The sequence below is a fragment of the Methylobacterium sp. C25 genome, assembly GCF_021352225.1.
Classification (GTDB): domain Bacteria; phylum Pseudomonadota; class Alphaproteobacteria; order Rhizobiales; family Beijerinckiaceae; genus Methylobacterium.
The window spans coordinates 728392-744294 of sequence record NZ_JAAUVI010000001.1 but is presented as its reverse complement, the minus strand read 5'-3'; the positions used below and the strand labels follow the sequence as shown (position 1 = coordinate 744294).

The window sequence follows — 15903 nt, the reverse complement described above, 5'->3', positions numbered from 1 at the left end:
CGACATCATGCGGTGGGCGGCCCGATGGTTCACCGCATGGGAGCAGGGCAGGATGGGCGAGGGACGAGACGAAACGGCGTTTCCGGCCGGCTGGACGGCCTTCGACGATCCTGGCTTCGTCGCGCTCACCGGTCCCGTCCATCACCGCCTCGTGGAGGGTCGCAAGCAGTTCGCCTTCAAGGCCGAGCAGAAGCACGTGAATCTCGTCGGGCTCGTGCATGGCGGCATGCTCGTGACCTTCGCCGATCGTTCACTCAGCATCGTCGCGATGGAAGCGATGGATGGTGCGAGCTGCGTCACCCTCGAGATGAACGTCCACTTCGTCGGCGCGGCCAAGATCGGCGATCTGGTGGAGACGGTGCCCGAGATCGTGCGTAAGACCTCGTCGCTCGTTTTCGTGCGCTCGATCCTGACGAGCGGGGGCCGCCCGCTGGTCACCGTTTCCGGGATCTGGAAGGTTCTGAAGGACCGGTCCTGACGCGTGGCCGAGCGGTTCGGAGGAGAGGCTGGCGTTGCGGCTCCGGAATTCATCGACCAGCGCCAGTGCTACAACGGCGTGCAGAGCTGTTGCATGTGCTCCTGCGGGCAACTGGTGAGGAGCCTGCGCGTTGGAGGCCTCGGCAGGTCGACATTGGACCAGAGACAGTGAAACTGCGACGGCATGACCGACTCAGCCGACCCGACCCTCGACCGGCTCAGCGCGGCGCTCGGTGACCTGCCGAAGCGCGGAACGCCTCCGGTGGAGCGCTGGCACCCGGAGCATTGCGGGACGATCGACATCCGCATCGCGGCCGATGGCACCTGGTTCCATGAGGGATCGCCGATCCGTCGGCCTGCTCTCGTGAAGCTGTTCTCCACGATCCTGCGCAGGGAGCCCGACGGATCGACGGTGCTGGTCACGCCCGTCGAGCGCATGACCATCACGGTCGACGATGCGCCCTTCGTGGCCGTCGAGATGGCGGTGGAGGGAGAGGCGGAGGCGCGCCGCATCGGCTTCCGCACCAATGTCGATGATCTGGTGCCGCTCGACGACAGCCACCCGCTTCGCTTCGAGCGGGACGGTTCCGGCGGCCTGAAGCCCTACGTGAAGGTGCGCGGGGACCTCTGGGCCCTGCTGACGCGCGCGCTCACCCACGAGCTGATGCAACTCGTCGAAGAGCGCCGGATCGACGGCAAGCCCTGGTTCGGGCTGGCGGCCGGCGGTGCCTTCCACGCCATCATGCCGAGCGCCGAACTCGAGGCTGTCGGATGAGGCCACCCGACGGGGCGCTCGCCCTCGACCTCCCGGCGATCCACGCGGATGCGCTCTCGGACTTCCGGCGTCGGGCCGAGCGTGGACTGTCGCGCGAAGCGCCGGGGCCGGACGATCCCACCTGCAATCCGCGCGGCGATCACGATCTGAACCCCGATTGGGCCTCGGTGATGCCGCTGCAGCCGCATCGCCCGGCGGCCGTGCTCGTTCCGATCATGCCGGTCGCCGGCGGCCTGGCGGTGGTGCTGACGCAGCGCTCCGCCCATCTGCGCGACCACTCGGGGCAGATCGCATTTCCCGGGGGCAAGGTCGATCCCGGTGATCCGTCGCCGATCGACACCGCACTCCGCGAGGCGGAAGAGGAGATCGGTCTGCCGCGGTCGGCCGTGCGTCCGCTCGGTTATCTCGACCCCTATCTGTCAGCCACGGGGTTTCTGGTCACGCCCGTGGTCGGCCTGGTCGAGCCGGGCGCGCGTTTCACCATCAATCCTGACGAGGTCGCCGACGTCTTCGAGGTTCCCCTCGACCATCTCATGGATCCCGGACGTCACCTCATCAAAACGCGCAGCTGGCAGGGGCGAATGCGGATCTACTACGCCATCCCGTTCGGAGAGCGATTGATCTGGGGCCTCACGGCCGGGATCGTGCATAATCTCTACGAGCGCCTGTTCCGGTAGGCGCGCGGCTCCGAATTCGCGTCAATCGCCCGCCATGCTCCGCTGGATCATCGAAGAGATTCCGCTCTTCGCGATACCCTTCATCGCCTTTGCCTGCTTCCTGGTGCTGATGCGGCGCAACCCGCTGCAGGCCGAGCATTGGGAGGAGCAGTGGCTACGCCTCGTGCTGGCAGGAGCCTCGATCGTCGTCGCCTCGCTGGTGCTGACGGGGATTTTCGCCCCCCGCCATCAAGACGGCTACGTCCCGCCGCACATGGAGAATGGCCGTATCGTGCCGGGAGAGTTCAAGTGATCCCGGCAGGGCTCGATGCGGACGGGCCGAAGCGTCTCCTCGACCGGACGGGCGTGGCGACCTGTCTCGCAGCGCTGAAGCGGGAGGGGCAGGAGACGCGCCTCGTCGGCGGCTGCGTGCGCGATGCGCTGCTCGGGCACGACGCGGCCGATATCGACTTCGCCACCACCCATCCACCTGCAGAGACCATGGCGCTCGCCAAGGCCGCGGGCCTCAAGGCGGTGCCGACGGGGTTCGAGCACGGCACCGTGACCCTCGTCGTCGATGGCGCGCCGTTCGAGGTCACGACCTTGCGCGAGGACATCGAGACTGACGGCCGCCACGCCGTGGTGCGCTTCGGTCGCGATTTCACCCGCGATGCCGAGCGGCGCGACTTCACCATTAACGCACTCTCGCTCGGGGCTGACGGCGACCTGCATGATCCCGGTTGCGGGCTCGACGATCTCGCCGAGGGCCGGGTCCTCTTCATCGGCGACCCCGCGACGCGCATCCGCGAGGACGCGCTGCGCTCGCTCCGCTTTTTCCGCTTCCACGCGCGGTTCGGCCGGGGCGAGCCGGATCGGCCGGCGCTCGAGGCCATCGTCGCGGCTCGCACCTCGCTCGATCGCCTCTCGCATGAGCGCGTAAGAGCGGAGCTGCTGAAGCTGCTCCTCGCCCCGCGCGCCGTGCCGGCCGTCGCGGTGATGAGCGAGATCGGGTTGCTCGCGCGGCTTCTCGGCGGGGTCGGCGATCTCGGGCGCCTCGCCCGTGCCTCCGCCGATCCGGCCTCGCCGGCCGTGGCGCGGCTCGCAGCCCTGGCAGTGCAGACGGTGGAGGATGCCGGGCGGCTGCGCGATGCCCTGCGTCTTTCGAAGGCCGAGCACGCTCATCTCGCCGCCTATGCGACAGTGCTCGCCGCTCTTCGCGGGCGGGGCAAGATCGATGCGCGGGACATGCGCGGCCTCGCGGCGACGCACGGTCCTGGCATGGTTGCAGAAGCCCTTCGCGCGATCGCAAGCGAGCCCCGGCCACAGGTGGAGGCCGAGGCTTCAGACGCGCTGAGCAAGCTCGTCGACTCTCGCGATACGCCGGCGCTCCCGCTCGGGGGCAGCGACCTGGTCGCCCGCGGTGTTCGTCCCGGACGCGGCCTCGGCCGGGGTCTCGCGGCAGCCCGCGCGCTCTGGCTGTCGGAGGGCTGCCCGATCGACGAGGCCGCGCGAGAGCGGCTGATCGCCCGAGCCGTGATGGCGGCCGGCGAGCAGCGGGACTGAGCCGGACCTAGCCGCGCGACTTCGCGCCCCGCACGCCCTCGGCGAGCTCACGCACGAGGTTGCCGACCGCGGCGACGGTGCCCGAGGTCGCGCGGTTGTCCGGATCGAGGCTGCCGGCCAGCGCCGCGACCAGGGCCGAACCCACCACGACGCCGTCGGCGCCGTGGGCGATCTCGGCGGCATGCGCCCCCGTTTTCACGCCGAACCCAACCACTACCGGCAGGTCCGTATGCGGACGGATGCGGCCGACGGCCTCGGCCACGCGCCCGAAATCCGGGGTCGCTGTGCCGGTGATGCCGGTGATCGAGACGTAGTAGACGAAGCCTGCCGTATTCTTGAGGACGGCAGGAAGACGGTGCGCGTCGGTGGTCGGCGTGGCGAGGCGGATGAAGGCGAGGCCCTTGGCCAAAGCAGGCAGGCAGAGCTCGTCATCCTCCTCGGGCGGCAGGTCGACCACGATCAGGCCGTCGATGCCGGCCTTGAGCGCGTCATCGAGGAAGCGCGTGACGCCGTAGACGTAGATCGGGTTGTAGTAGCCCATCAGCACGACGGGGGTGTCGCGGTTGCCTTCGCGAAAGCGTGCCACGAGGTCGAGGGTCTTGCGCAGGTCCTGCCCCGCGGCGAGGGCGCGCAGGCCGGCCGCCTGGATGGCGGGGCCGTCGGCCATCGGATCGGTGAAGGGAAGGCCGAACTCGACGATGTCGGCGCCCGCTTCCGGGAGTGCTTTCAGCACGGCGAGCGAGGTCTCGGGATCGGGGTCGCCCGCCATCACGTAGGTCACGAGGGCCGCACGGCCTTCCGCGCGGCAGCGGGCGAAGGTGGCGTCGATGCGGGCGGTCATGGGCCGAAATCCGGGAACGTGAGAAGCAGGGGCCGAAGGCGCCGCGCCTACACCATCGACGCCGAGGCGTGAAGCGCGGGCGCATGCCGCGATAGTGCCGGCCAAGCCGGCCATTCGGCAAAAATCACGAGAATTCAGAGCATTTTGGTCAGACTCCCTTAGGCGTCTTTCTCAAGCCGACCTTCATGCGCCGCTGCGACGATCCGTGAGATTGGCCCTCGGGCCGTGCGCGGAGCGTGCTGATGTCGGTCGATGGGATCGCGCTGCTGGTCTTGAGCCTGACCGTGATCGTGCTGACGACCATCCTCGTCGTCGCCATCCGGCGCAGCGGGCCGCTGACGCACGAGACCGACGAAGCCGAGGCGTTGCAGGATCGTCTGTGGCTGCTCTCCGAGAGCGAGGAGCGTTACCGGACCCTGATCGAGGCGACCACCGAGTGCATCGTCCAGCGCGACGAGCAGGGTCGCATCACCTTCGCCAGCGAGGGTTTCGCCGCCTTGCTCGGCGCGAAGCCCATCGATCTCCTCGGCTCCAGCGTCCAATTGCAGATCCTGGAAGCCGGCGATGTCGTCCAGCGTCCCGATGGCGTGCGCCAGGTCGAGGAGCGGGTGCTGCCCGTGGATGGGCGACCGCGCTGGTTCTCCTTCATCGAGATGCCTGTCCAGGGCACCGGCGGCGCGCCGCATTGGCTGCGCGCGGGCTGCGACGTCACTGCCCGCATCGAGGCGACCCGCTCGCTCGACGAGGCCAAGAGCCGGGCGGAGAGCGCTAACATCGCCAAGTCTCGCTTTCTCGCGACCGTGAGCCACGAGTTCCGTACGCCGCTCAACGGCATCCTCGGCATGGCCGATCTCGTGCTGGAGACCGGCCTCGATGCCGAGCAGCGCACCTATGTCGAAGCCGTGCAGACCAGTGGCCGGGCGCTCCTGACGCTCGTCGACGGGATCCTCGATTTCTCGCGGATCGAGGCCGGAAAGCTCGACCTCGCAGCCGATCCCTTCGACGTGGCCGCAACCGTCGAGGGTGTGGTCGAGCTGCTCGCACCCCGTGCGCAGGACAAAGGGCTCGAGATCGCCCTCGACGTCTCCGAGGACTTTCTCGCCCAGCGCGTCGGCGATGCCGACCGGGTGCGTCAGATCCTGCTCAACCTCGCAGGCAACGCCATCAAGTTCACCGAAGCCGGCGGCGTCGGCGTTAGCCTGTCCCAGGCGGGCGAGGCCGTGGTGCTGTCGATCGAGGATACCGGGCCGGGCATCCCGGAGGAGCGCATCCCGATGCTCTTCGAGGAATTCGAACAGGGCGACGGCAGCGCGAGCCGGAGCCATGAAGGCACCGGCCTCGGGCTGGCCATCACCCAGCGCCTGGTGGACCGCATGGGCGGGCGGATCGAAGTGACCTCGAAGCCCGGCCGCGGCAGCGTGTTTCGTGTGATCCTGCCGCTCTCGCTTTCGGGGGACGAGGTCGTGATCCGCGCGCCCTCGCTACGGGCGAGGAAGGTTCTGATCGCGGCCGATTCGCCGTTCCAGGCCCAGTATCTCGCGCGACGCCTGTCTCGCTCGGGCGCTGCAGCGGTCATCGTCCCGAGTGTGGAGGCCGCCCTCGATGCGCTCTCCGGCGCCGGCTTCGATGCCTTGATCGCCGACCGCTCGCTGGGTGACGCCGACGTTCGGCGCCTCGCGGCCGAGGCGCGGCGGAGCGGCGTGCGCTGCAGCCTGATCCTGCTTTCGCCCTTCGATCGCCGCGAGTTCGGCGCACCGGGGGCGGCGGGGTTCGACAGTTATCTGATCAAGCCGGTGCGCGCCCGCTCGCTGTTCGACCGCCTGCTCGAACCGGGCGCTGGCCCCGCTGCGGAGGAGCAGGCGGCGGAAACCAAGCCGGCGCCGCGCCCCGCTCTCGCTCAGCCGGTGACCGCCACGCCTCCCGGAGCGCGGTATTTGCCGGGATCGGGCAAGCGGGTGCTGCTCGCCGAGGACAATGCGATCAACGCATTGCTCGCGACCAAGGCGCTGGAACGCCTGGGTGCCACGGTGACGCTCGCCCGCGATGGAATCGAGGCGTTGGCGGCGATCGAGGCGTCGGCTGAGCCCTTCGACCTCGCCCTGATCGACATCCGCATGCCGGGTCTCGATGGGCTCGGGACGATCCGGCGCATCCGCCTTCTCGAAGCCGATGGGGCGCCGGTGCCGCATCTCCTTGTCGCGCTGACTGCCAACGCGGCCGGAGAAGACGAGCGTGTCGCTCGCGAGGCCGGCTTCGACGACTTTTTGCCCAAGCCCCTGGATCTCAAGGCGCTGCCGGGACTGCTGGAGTGGCGTTCGCAGGCGGCCTGAAGCGGCTCGCGGCGGAAAAGCCCTTGCCTTGTCCTGCCGTCAGGCCTGATCACACTCGCGGTCGGCTGCGACCCGTGCGGATCGGATCCGTGACAACCGTAAGCTCCTCGAAGAAGCGGCTGGGCTCGGATGAAGGTTTCGGTATGGGCGCTCGCCCTCTCGCTGCTGGGCTCGGCTGCGGCAGCCCAGGACAAGCCCCTGGTCATTCCGCAGGTCGAGGGCGCCCGGCAGGGCCGCATCGTCGGGCGCGCCATCGCCTGCGGCGTCGGGCAGGATCGGACGGGTTCAGCGATTGCAGCCAACCGTCAGCGGATGCTGGCCACGGTCGGCGCGGCCTTCACCGAAGATCGCTATCTGCCGGCGCTCAATGAGGCGCTGTCCTTCGAGACGAGCCTGCCGAAGCCCTCGGACACCGCATGCGCCAAGGCCGAGAAGGAATTCGAGGCCCTCGAAGCACGATAGACTGTCCGAAGACGATCCATCCGGATGACGGCGCGAGGCGACCGAATCTTAACTCTACGAGCGCAGGGTCTCGACAGTGGGACATTATCCCACACTACGAAGGCCCTTCGATGAGCACGATCTCGGCAGCCAGCCAAGCCTATCCCTCACCTAAGCAGCGCATCCTCGACAGCATCTCGAGCAAGGTCAGCGCTGGCAGCATCAAGAGCACCGACCAGACCGCCCTCGACAGCGCGGTCGAGTCCATCGACAGCAGCCTGACGAGCAATGGGTCGGTCTCGCCGAGCAGCCTCGATCCTTCCGATCTGAAGAGCCGGATCGACGGCCTGATCTCGCAGCAGGTGGATAGCGGCGCGTTGACCAGCGACCAGGCCGATACCCTCAAGCAGGTGCTCTCGCAGGGCCATGGTGGTCATGGCGGACATCATGGCGTCGGCGGCGCCGGCGGACCGCCTCCCGGCCCACCCCCGGCCGATGACGGTTCGGACGATTCCGATGATTCGGACGATCCCTTCGCCACGGTACTAAACGGGACGAGCACGACGTCCTCGACCAGCGATTCCGCGGGCGACCTGCTGTCGACCTTCATGAAGCAGCTGCAGGAATCGCAGAACCAGTCGAGTGCCTACGGTGCCAATGGCAGCACCGGCGGAAATCGCTCCGCCAGCGCGATGCTCCTCGACTTCCAGGCCTGAGACGGCTTTGGACTGATTGCACCTATGCCGTGCTGTTCCTCGCCCTCAGGGCGAGGGGCCGCGCGGAGGGCGCCTGACGGATCAGATCAGGTTTTGAGCCTTGGCCAGGGCGACGAGGTCCTTCTGCGGACGCGCGCCGATATGCTCGATCACCTCGGCCGCGGCGAGCGCTCCGAGGCGCGCGCTGGCGACGTGATCCAGCCCGCGGGCATGCCCGGCAAGGAAGCCGGCTGCGAACAGGTCGCCCGCGCCCGTCGTGTCGACGACCTCGTGGACGGGTGAGGCCGGCACGGACTTGACCTCTCCGCCCTTCACCACCAGCGCGCCCTCGGCCGAGCGGGTAACGAGGCCGAGCAGGTGGCGGCCTTTCGCGTCACGCTCCTCGCGCAGGGCCTTCACGGCGGCCTCGGCATCGTCGGTCTGGTAGAGGCTCTTCAGCTCGCCGAGATTGGCGAACAGGATGTCGATGCTGCCGTCGCGGATCAGGCCGAGGAACTCGTCGCGGTAGCGGTCGACGCAGAAGGCGTCGGACAGGGTGAGCGCCACCGCGTTTCCGGCGCCGTGGGCAATCTTCACGGCCTTGCGGAAGGCGTCCTTGGCCTCCGGCGGATCCCAGAGGTAGCCCTCCAGATAGGTGACGCGGGCGCTCTTCACGGTCGCCTCGTCGACATCGGCCGGCGAGAGCTTCTGACAGGCGCCGAGGTAGGTGTTCATGGTGCGCTCGCCGTCGGGCGTCACCAGGATGAAGCAGCGAGCGGTGGCCGGGCCGTCCGTGGCGGCGGCCACGTCGAAGCGCACGCCCGTCGCGCGGAGATCGTGGGCGAAGAGGCCGCCGAGCTCGTCGTCGCGGACCTTGCCGATGAAGCCGGTCTTGGCACCAAGAATGGCCGCACCCGCCGCGGTGTTGGAGCCCGAGCCGCCCGACACCACCGTCGTCTGGCCCATGGCCCCGAAGAGTTCTTCGGCCCGTGCCTCGTCGATCAGCGCCATCGCGCCCTTCGGCACGCCCTGCTTGGCGAGGAAGTCCTCGTCGGTGCGGGCGATCAGGTCGACGATGGCGTTGCCGAGGACGAGGAGATCGAGGGGTTGGGACATCGGGCCATCCGGTCTGGCGGTCGGTATGGCTCGGGCTGTCGCATCGCCGCGATGGGGCGTCAACCGAGTGAGCAAGTGCTCCCCCGTCATTCCGGGGCCGCATCGCGGAACCCGGAATCCAGAGCCGCCGAGCTTGGTCGACGAAACGGGAGTCTTCCGCTTCGGTCGGATCCGTCGACGGTTCTGGATTCCGGGTTCTCGCTTGCGCGAGCCCCGGAATGACGCGTTTGGGGCCGGATGAGCGCGAGGCTCAGGCGGCGCGCACGGTGACGAGGAAGCGGTTGACCTCGTCCGTCAGCTGCTCGGCCTGCCGCGACAGTTCGGAGGCCGCGCCGAGCACCTGGCTCGCGGCGGCGCCCGTCTCGTCGGCCGCGGTGGCGAGGCCGGCGACGTTGGTGGTGACGTCGCTGGTGCCCATCGCGGCCTGGGCGACGTTGCGCACGATCTCCTGCGTGGCGGCGCCCTGCTCCTCGACGGCGGCGGCGATCGAGGTGGCAACGCCGCTGATCTCCTCGATCCGAGCGGTGATCGAGCTGATCGCGGTCACGGCCTGGCCGGTCGAGCCCTGGATCTGCGTGATCTGGCTGCTGATCTCCTCGGTGGCGCGGGCGGTCTGGCCGGCCAACTCCTTCACCTCGGATGCCACCACCGCGAAGCCGCGGCCAGCCTCTCCGGCGCGCGCCGCTTCGATGGTGGCGTTGAGCGCGAGCAGGTTGGTCTGGGCGGCGATGGTCGAGATCATGGCAACGACATCGCCGATACGGGTGGCGGCGCTACTCAGCTCCTTTACCAGGGCGGTGGTCTGACCGGCTTCGGTCACGGCGGCGCGGGCGAGATCCGCCGAGCCACCGACCTGGCGGCCGATCTCCAGCACCGAGGCCCCGAGCTCTTCGGCCGCTGCGGCGACGGTGTTGACGTTGGACGCGGCCTCCTCCGCGGCGGCGGCAACGGAGCCGGATTGGCCCGCCGTCTGGCTCGCGGTGGCGGTCATGGTCTGCGCGGTCGCCTGCAGCTCGGTGGCCGAGGAAGAGACCATGCCGACGATGCCGCCGACGGCGCGCTCGAGGCCATCGGCCAGCGTGCGCATCGTGTGCTTGCGCTGCTCCTCGGCGCTGGCGCGGGCCAGGGCCGTCTCGTCTTCGAGGGCGCGCATGCGCAGCAGGCCGTCCTTGAAGACCTGGACCGCGACGGCAATGGTGCCGATCTCGGTCTTCTCCTGCTGGTGCGGCACGTGGACCGTGAGGTCGCCGGCGGCGAGCGCCTGCATCGGCTTGACCACGGAGGCGATGCCGCTGCTCACCTGGTGGATGATCAGGCCGGCCGAGAGCACGGACAGGATGAGGCCAAGAATCACGGCGCCGAGGCCGAGCTCCCAGGTGCTGTCGAAGACTTCGGCGCTGCGCTTGGCGGCGGCTGCGGCGCCGTCGTTGTTGATCGTGACGAGCTTGGCCAGCTCGGCTGATGCGATGCGGCGTGGGCCGATGCCCTTGCTCTCGTAGAGCGCGAAGGCCTCGGCCTTTTGGCCGCTGCGCGAGAGCTGCAGGATGCTATCGCGCACTATCTGGAACTGGCCGATTGCTGCGACGAAGGCGTCGTAGGTGCTCTTCTCCTCGGGCGAGGAGATCATACGGGCATAGTTGGCCTGGCTGTCGGCGAGGATCTTCGCGAACTTGTCCATGTCCTTCTCGATAGCGGCGACCAGCGCCGGATCGGTGGCCTGCGTATGGCGGAGAAGGAGGGCGCTGGAACGCGCGGTGTAGGTGTCGATCACGCCCAGCGCGCGGATGCTCGGCAACCAGTTCGTCTCGGTCTGAAGGCTGTTCTCGCGCAAGCGCTGAGCGCCGATGATCCCGAGACTACCGAGGCCGACGACGAAGGCCGTCAACAGCGCAAATGCGAAGATCAGCTTGGACCGGATGGAGAATTTCTGGAGCGACACGTCGAACCTCGATGACAGCCGGTCAGATCGGGCGCGTGCGGCTGCTTAATCCCAGTCATTGCTCCTCAAATGTTAAAAAGTGATCCTTTGGTGAAGGGTTGGTGCATGATCGGCGGGCATTTTGAGCGTTCCAGCAGCAGCCTTTTGCGAGCGCTTGCAGTTTTGTCACTGACGGCTCGGCTGGTGCATTCGGCCGCGACGGCGATAGGGTACGGTGGTCCGCGCTGCGTCAGGGCGGCCCGGTCGAGGGGAGGATGGCATGACGAACCCGGGCGATGTCGGCCATGGCCGTGACGAGGCCGATGGCGAGACTGTCTCGCCGTCACGCAGGCGCTTCCTGTCGCGAGGGACGGCGCTGGTCGGAGGCGCCATGGCGGGCGGCCTCGCGGCGGAAACAGCCCTCGCCGACGACCCGAACGGTCCACCCCATATCCCCGAATGGATGAAGGCGCCCGGCGCCGATACCGGCGCGCAGCCCTACGGCACGCCCTCGCCCTTCGAGAAGCACGTCGTCAAGAACATCCCGAAATCGCTGAAGCAGTACACCTCGGCCTCAGTGCGCACGCCGCTACAGGATCTCGACGGGATCATCACGCCCAACGGCCTGTTCTACGAGCGCCACCATGGCGGCGTGCCCGAGATTGATCCGGCCCAGCACCGTCTGATGGTCCATGGTCTGGTCGAGCGCCCGCTCGTCCTGACCATGGACGACATCCGGCGCTTTCCCAGCGAATCGCACGTCTATTTTCTCGAATGCTCGGGCAATCCGGACTTCAAGGCGATCCATGCCGGCAAGACCGCCTCAGACCTCGTGGGGCTGGTGAGCTGCGCCGAATGGACCGGCGTGCGCCTCAAGACGGTGCTGGAGGAGGCCGGCCTCAAGCCGGGCGCGAAATGGGTCGTCGCCGAGGGCGCGGATGCCGCCGCGCTGACCCGCAGCATCCCCATCGAGAAGTGTCTCGACGACGCGCTGCTGGTCTACAGCCAGAACGGTGAGCGCCTGCGGCCGCAGCAGGGCTATCCGCTGCGCGTCTTCCTGCCCGGCTTCGAGGGCAACATGAGCGTGAAATGGCTGCGCCGCCTCAACGTCACGGACGAGCCGGCCTATTCGCGCGAAGAAACCTCGAAATACACCGACCTGATGCCGGACGGCACGGCGCGGCAATTCACCTTCATGATGGAGGCGAAGTCGATCATCACGCGGCCCTCGGGCACGCAGCGGGTGGGGCGCGGCTTCAACGAGATTACCGGCATCGCCTGGAGCGGCCGCGGGAAGATCGCCCGGGTCGAGGTCTCGGTCGATGACGGCAAGACCTGGCAGGATGCGGGGCTTCAGGCGCCCGTGCTGAACAAGGCGCTGACCCGGTTCCGCCTGCCCTGGAGCTGGACCGGCGAGCCCGTCATCATCCAAAGTCGCGCTACCGACGAGACGGGCTACGTCCAGCCGAGTTTCGATGCGCTGACCAAGGCGCGCGGCATGAACTCCTTTTACCACGACAACGCGGTGATCCCCTGGCGCATCGCGGTGAGCGGAGAGGTCTCCAATGGCTATCCGAAGGCTTGAGATCGCCGCCGCGCTGATCCTGGCACTGGCCGGATCGGCGCAGGCCGAGGGCCGCTACGGGCTCGGCCGCCCTGCGAGCGAGGCCGAGATCGCGGCCTGGAACATCGACATCGACCGCGAGGGCAAGAAGCTGCCCGCCGGTAGCGGCAGCGTCGCTCATGGCCGCGAGGTGTTTGGTGCGCAATGCGCCTCCTGCCATGGCGAGAAGGGCGAAGGCGGCCTCGGCGACAAGCTCGTGGGCGGCAAGGGCACGCTCGCCTCGGCCAAGCCGGTGAAGACGGTGGGCAGTTACTGGCCCTATGCGCCGACCTTGTTCGACTACGTCCACCGCGCCATGCCGATGAACGCGCCGCAATCGCTGAGCAACGACGACGTCTACGCGGTGGTCGGCTACCTGCTGAATCTCAACGGGCTGGTCGCGGACGACGCGGTGCTCGACGCCCATTCGCTCTCGGCCGTGCGCATGCCGAACCGAGACGGCTTCGTGCCCGATCCACGGCCCGACGTGCGCTGAGTCTCGATTTGCCGGCTAATTCTGAAGCGACTTCGCTTCGCAACCGGCATACTCGCTGCTCGCCTTCACGTAGGCATTGAGCTTCTGGATGTAGGCCTCGGCGAGGGGCCGGAAGGCCTGCGCCTGCAGGTTATAGGCCTTGACGGCATCGTTGAAGCTGTAGGCCTCCCAGCCCGGGCAACCACTCTTGGCATCGAGGCAGGCCGGCTTCTCGGGAAGCTTCGGCTTGTCGGGCTTCGTCTCGGCCGTCGGGGGCACAGGTGGCGTGCAGGCGATCGGCGCCGCGAGCGCCGTGCCCTGGCCGAGCGCCCAAACTCCCAGGACTGCCACTATCATCGCTCGCGCGGTCTGCATCGAACTCACTCCGGTCACCCTCGAGGCGTCTTTCGCCGGGGCGTGTGGCAGGATTCGGGTGCGGATGCAGCCCCGCTCGACCGCGATGGCCTCCGTCCAAAGCAATGGCCAATGCCAGGCTTGTCCGAGGCGGGGCGCGATGCTGTAGAAGGCGCCGCTTCACAGGGGTCCGCGTTCATGACCAGGGCAGCTTCCGCCTCCGTCGAGTCCCTCACCGAAGACGGCGCCAAGGCGCGTCATGCCTCCCTCTCCGCCGAGATCGCCGAGGCCGACCGCCTCTATCATGGCGAGGATGCCCCCGAGATCTCGGATGCCGAGTACGACGCCTTGCGGCGCGAGCTGGAGCAGATCGAGGGGCGGTTCCCCGATCTTGCCGGGACAGGCGAGGCTAGCGCCTCGGTCGGCGCAAAGCCTTCCTCGAAATTCGAGAAGGTGAAACACGCCGTGCCGATGCTCTCCCTCGGCAACGCCTTCGCCGAGGAAGAAGTGGAAGAGTTCGTAGCGCGGGTGCGCCGGTTCCTGAACTGGCCAGAAAGCGAGCCGCTGGCCTTCACGGCCGAGCCGAAGATCGACGGTCTGTCGCTGTCCTTGCGCTACGAGGACGGGACGCTCGTCACGGCCGCGACGCGCGGAGACGGCGAGGTCGGCGAGAACGTCACGGCGAATGCCCTGACGATCGACGACATCCCCGAGACCTTGAAGGGTGACCCGCCCGGCATCTGCGAGGTGCGCGGCGAGGTCTACCTGTCCCACGAGGACTTCGCCGGCATCAACGCGCGACAGGAGGCGGCGGGCAAGCCGCTCTTCGCCAACCCGCGCAACGCCGCCGCCGGCTCGTTGCGCCAGCTCGATCCGAACATCACGGCGTCACGCCCCCTGCGCTTCTTCGCCTATGCCTGGGGTGAGGTGAAGCCGCCCTTCGAGGGCACTCAGTCGGGTGTCCTGGAGCGCTTCAAGAGCTTCGGGCTGACCGTGAACCCGCTGACCGTCCGCTGCGAGACGGCGGCCGAGCTGATCGCGCATTACCGGGAGATCGAGCGGCAGCGAGCCGATCTCGGCTACGACATCGACGGCGTCGTCTACAAGGTCGACGACCTCGCCCTGCAGAAGCGGCTCGGCTTCGTCTCACGCTCGCCCCGCTGGGCCCTGGCCCACAAATTCGCGGCGCAGCAGGCGCTCACGACGATCGAGGCCATCGACATCCAGGTCGGCCGCACCGGCTCGCTCAACCCCCTGGCGCGGCTGAAGCCGGTGACGGTCGGCGGCGTGGTGGTGTCGAACGCCACGCTCCACAACGAGGGCTACGTCCAGGGCGTCGGCGGCGACGGCGAGCCGATCCGCGACGGCCGCGACATCCGCGTCGGCGACACGGTGATCGTGGTGCGCGCTGGCGACGTCATCCCAAAGGTGCTGGACGTGGTGCTCGACAAGCGCCCGGCCGACGCGAAGCCCTTCGTCTTTCCCGATCTCTGCCCAGCCTGCGACAGCAAGGCGGTGCGGGAGTTCAATCCGCGGACCAAGAAGCTCGACGCGGTGCGGCGCTGCACCGGCGGCCTGATCTGTCCAGCGCAGGGCATCGAGCGGCTGAAACATTTCGTGTCGCGCAACGGCTTCGATCTGGAAGGGTTCGGCCAGACCTATATCGAGGTGCTGTTCGAGGCCGGGCTCGTGAAGCAGCCGGCCGATCTCTTCCGGCTTGAATTCGAGCCGTTGAGGGCTGCGATCGTTGCGCGCCGGGAGGAATTGTCGGCGCAAAGGCGCGGCGAGGGCGAGGCCGCCCCGAAGAAGGTCGCCAAGAAAAAGGGTGACGACGAGGATAAGGCGATCAAGAACCTGCTCGCCTCCCTCGATGCCCGTCGCACGATCCCGCTCAATCGCTTCCTCTTCGCGCTCGGCATCCCGCATATCGGGGAATCGACGGCCAAGGCGCTCGCCAAGCGCTTCCCCGATATGACAGCGCTCCGGGACGCGCTCGCCGCGGCGACGAAAGCCCAGGCCGGCCCGGATTGGCTGGAGCTGTCGGCGATCCCGCGGATCGGTCCGGGCACGCGCGACAAGCTGCTCTCCGACACAGCGCCTCTTCCCGGCGAGACGCTGAAGGAGCAGTCGAAGGGCGCGCGCCTGAGGGGGCGTCTGACCGCGAGCCAGGGCGAGGCGTTGCTCGCGCATTACAAGGACGCCGAGACGGCGGAGGCGGCCCTCGAACGAGCGGCTGAGCAGAAGCCGGGCGAGGCCTATCACCTCTTCGCCGATGACGGCGAGATCGGTCCGGTCGCGACGGATTCGCTGATCGAGTTCTTCTCGGAGAAGCACAACGCCGATGCCGTCGCCGCGCTGCTCGAAGAAGTAAGCGCCGAGCCGATTGAGGCCGCGACCTCGTCGGCGGCTTTTTCTGGCAAGACCGTGGTCTTCACAGGCACCCTGGAGAAAATGACCCGGAGCGAGGCCAAGGCCACCGCCGAGCGCCTTGGCGCCAAGGTCTCCGGTTCGGTCTCGGCCAAGACCGACCTCGTCGTGGCCGGTCCTGGTGCGGGCTCGAAGCTCAAGGATGCCGAGAAGCACGGCGTGAAGGTGATCTCGGAGGAAGATTGGCTGGCGATGCTGGCGAGCGCCTGACCGCACGCCAAGACGCGACCGA

Annotated in this window: 15 protein-coding genes; 11 read left to right on the top strand and 4 right to left on the bottom strand. The window is 68.2% G+C overall.

What is annotated here, in order from left to right:
- Positions 1-52: 52 nt before the first annotated feature.
- From HCU64_RS03510 to HCU64_RS03490, 5 genes are all read left to right on the top strand, one after another.
- The gene (locus HCU64_RS03510) at positions 53-478 is read left to right on the top strand and encodes a PaaI family thioesterase (RefSeq protein WP_233382378.1); all 426 of its coding nucleotides are present in this window, start codon (positions 53-55) and stop codon (positions 476-478) included.
- A gap of 183 nt (positions 479-661) precedes the next feature.
- The gene (locus HCU64_RS03505) at positions 662-1252 is read left to right on the top strand and encodes a DUF1285 domain-containing protein (protein WP_233382377.1); all 591 of its coding nucleotides are present in this window, start codon (positions 662-664) and stop codon (positions 1250-1252) included.
- Entirely contained in the window at positions 1249-1929 is a 681-nt protein-coding gene (locus HCU64_RS03500; RefSeq protein WP_233382376.1) for a CoA pyrophosphatase, read from the top strand. The genes HCU64_RS03505 and HCU64_RS03500 overlap by 4 nt, the downstream gene beginning before the upstream one ends.
- 34 nt (positions 1930-1963) lie before the next feature.
- Positions 1964-2221 carry a DUF6111 family protein gene (locus tag HCU64_RS03495; protein ID WP_233382375.1) on the top strand — a complete coding sequence of 86 codons (258 nt, stop codon included), beginning with the start codon at positions 1964-1966 and terminating at the stop codon, positions 2219-2221.
- Positions 2221-3471, top strand: a complete 1251-nt coding sequence (locus tag HCU64_RS03490; RefSeq protein WP_233382906.1) for a CCA tRNA nucleotidyltransferase — start codon at positions 2221-2223, stop codon at positions 3469-3471. The genes HCU64_RS03495 and HCU64_RS03490 overlap by 1 nt, the downstream gene beginning before the upstream one ends.
- A 7-nt stretch (positions 3472-3478) precedes the next feature.
- Here HCU64_RS03490 and trpA read toward each other — a convergent pair whose 3' ends face one another.
- Positions 3479-4312 carry a tryptophan synthase subunit alpha gene (trpA, locus tag HCU64_RS03485; protein ID WP_233382374.1) on the bottom strand — a complete coding sequence of 278 codons (834 nt, stop codon included), beginning with the start codon at positions 4310-4312 and terminating at the stop codon, positions 3479-3481.
- Between the two features lie 242 nt (positions 4313-4554).
- Here trpA and HCU64_RS03480 point away from each other — a divergent pair, with 242 nt between their 5' ends.
- The 3 genes from HCU64_RS03480 (at position 4555) to HCU64_RS03470 (ending at position 7799) form a co-directional block, all read left to right on the top strand.
- Positions 4555-6642: an ATP-binding protein gene (locus HCU64_RS03480; protein ID WP_233382373.1), complete on the top strand. Its 2088-nt coding sequence runs from the start codon at positions 4555-4557 to the stop codon at positions 6640-6642.
- Between the two features lie 129 nt (positions 6643-6771).
- Positions 6772-7104 (top strand): hypothetical protein, encoded by a 333-nt coding sequence (locus HCU64_RS03475; RefSeq protein WP_233382372.1) that lies wholly within the window; start codon positions 6772-6774, stop codon positions 7102-7104.
- Between the two features lie 110 nt (positions 7105-7214).
- Entirely contained in the window at positions 7215-7799 is a 585-nt protein-coding gene (locus HCU64_RS03470; protein WP_233382371.1) for a hypothetical protein, read from the top strand.
- A gap of 81 nt (positions 7800-7880) precedes the next feature.
- Here HCU64_RS03470 and HCU64_RS03465 read toward each other — a convergent pair whose 3' ends face one another.
- A complete protein-coding gene (locus HCU64_RS03465; RefSeq protein ID WP_233382370.1) occupies positions 7881-8894 on the bottom strand; it encodes an adenosine kinase in 1014 nt (337 codons plus the stop codon).
- A 250-nt stretch (positions 8895-9144) separates the two neighbouring features.
- Positions 9145-10833 (bottom strand): methyl-accepting chemotaxis protein, encoded by a 1689-nt coding sequence (locus tag HCU64_RS03460; protein WP_233382369.1) that lies wholly within the window; start codon positions 10831-10833, stop codon positions 9145-9147.
- Between the two features lie 259 nt (positions 10834-11092).
- Between HCU64_RS03460 and soxC the strand changes: the two genes are divergently transcribed.
- Together soxC and HCU64_RS03450 are read left to right on the top strand one after the other, a co-directional pair.
- The gene (gene soxC / locus HCU64_RS03455; protein ID WP_233382368.1) at positions 11093-12397 is read left to right on the top strand and encodes a sulfite dehydrogenase; all 1305 of its coding nucleotides are present in this window, start codon (positions 11093-11095) and stop codon (positions 12395-12397) included.
- The gene (locus HCU64_RS03450) at positions 12378-12911 is read left to right on the top strand and encodes a c-type cytochrome (protein ID WP_233382367.1); all 534 of its coding nucleotides are present in this window, start codon (positions 12378-12380) and stop codon (positions 12909-12911) included. Before soxC ends, HCU64_RS03450 begins: the two co-directional genes overlap by 20 nt.
- Before the next feature lie 15 nt (positions 12912-12926).
- On the opposite strand, the gene HCU64_RS03445 is transcribed toward HCU64_RS03450, so the two are convergent.
- Positions 12927-13247 carry a hypothetical protein gene (locus HCU64_RS03445; RefSeq protein ID WP_442785913.1) on the bottom strand — a complete coding sequence of 107 codons (321 nt, stop codon included), beginning with the start codon at positions 13245-13247 and terminating at the stop codon, positions 12927-12929.
- Positions 13248-13442: 195 nt separating this feature from the next.
- Between HCU64_RS03445 and ligA the strand changes: the two genes are divergently transcribed.
- Positions 13443-15881, top strand: coding sequence for an NAD-dependent DNA ligase LigA (gene ligA, locus HCU64_RS03440; RefSeq protein WP_233382365.1), 2439 nt, complete (start codon positions 13443-13445; stop codon positions 15879-15881).
- The last annotated feature ends 22 nt before the right edge of the window (positions 15882-15903 follow it).

Excerpts from the sequence above, each read along its gene's own strand:
- HCU64_RS03510 (WP_233382378.1), top strand. The coding sequence starts at position 53 with ATGGGCGAGGGACGAGACGAAACGGCGTTTCCGGCCGGCTGGACGGCC.
- HCU64_RS03505 (WP_233382377.1), top strand. The coding sequence starts at position 662 with ATGACCGACTCAGCCGACCCGACCCTCGACCGGCTCAGCGCGGCGCTC.
- HCU64_RS03500 (WP_233382376.1), top strand. The coding sequence starts at position 1,249 with ATGAGGCCACCCGACGGGGCGCTCGCCCTCGACCTCCCGGCGATCCAC.
- HCU64_RS03495 (WP_233382375.1), top strand. The coding sequence starts at position 1,964 with ATGCTCCGCTGGATCATCGAAGAGATTCCGCTCTTCGCGATACCCTTC.
- trpA (WP_233382374.1), bottom strand. The coding sequence starts at position 4,312 with ATGACCGCCCGCATCGACGCCACCTTCGCCCGCTGCCGCGCGGAAGGC.
- HCU64_RS03480 (WP_233382373.1), top strand. The coding sequence starts at position 4,555 with ATGTCGGTCGATGGGATCGCGCTGCTGGTCTTGAGCCTGACCGTGATC.
- HCU64_RS03475 (WP_233382372.1), top strand. The coding sequence starts at position 6,772 with ATGAAGGTTTCGGTATGGGCGCTCGCCCTCTCGCTGCTGGGCTCGGCT.
- HCU64_RS03470 (WP_233382371.1), top strand. The coding sequence starts at position 7,215 with ATGAGCACGATCTCGGCAGCCAGCCAAGCCTATCCCTCACCTAAGCAG.
- HCU64_RS03465 (WP_233382370.1), bottom strand. The coding sequence starts at position 8,894 with ATGTCCCAACCCCTCGATCTCCTCGTCCTCGGCAACGCCATCGTCGAC.
- soxC (WP_233382368.1), top strand. The coding sequence starts at position 11,093 with ATGACGAACCCGGGCGATGTCGGCCATGGCCGTGACGAGGCCGATGGC.
- HCU64_RS03450 (WP_233382367.1), top strand. The coding sequence starts at position 12,378 with ATGGCTATCCGAAGGCTTGAGATCGCCGCCGCGCTGATCCTGGCACTG.
- HCU64_RS03445 (WP_442785913.1), bottom strand. The coding sequence starts at position 13,247 with ATGATAGTGGCAGTCCTGGGAGTTTGGGCGCTCGGCCAGGGCACGGCG.
- ligA (WP_233382365.1), top strand. The coding sequence starts at position 13,443 with ATGACCAGGGCAGCTTCCGCCTCCGTCGAGTCCCTCACCGAAGACGGC.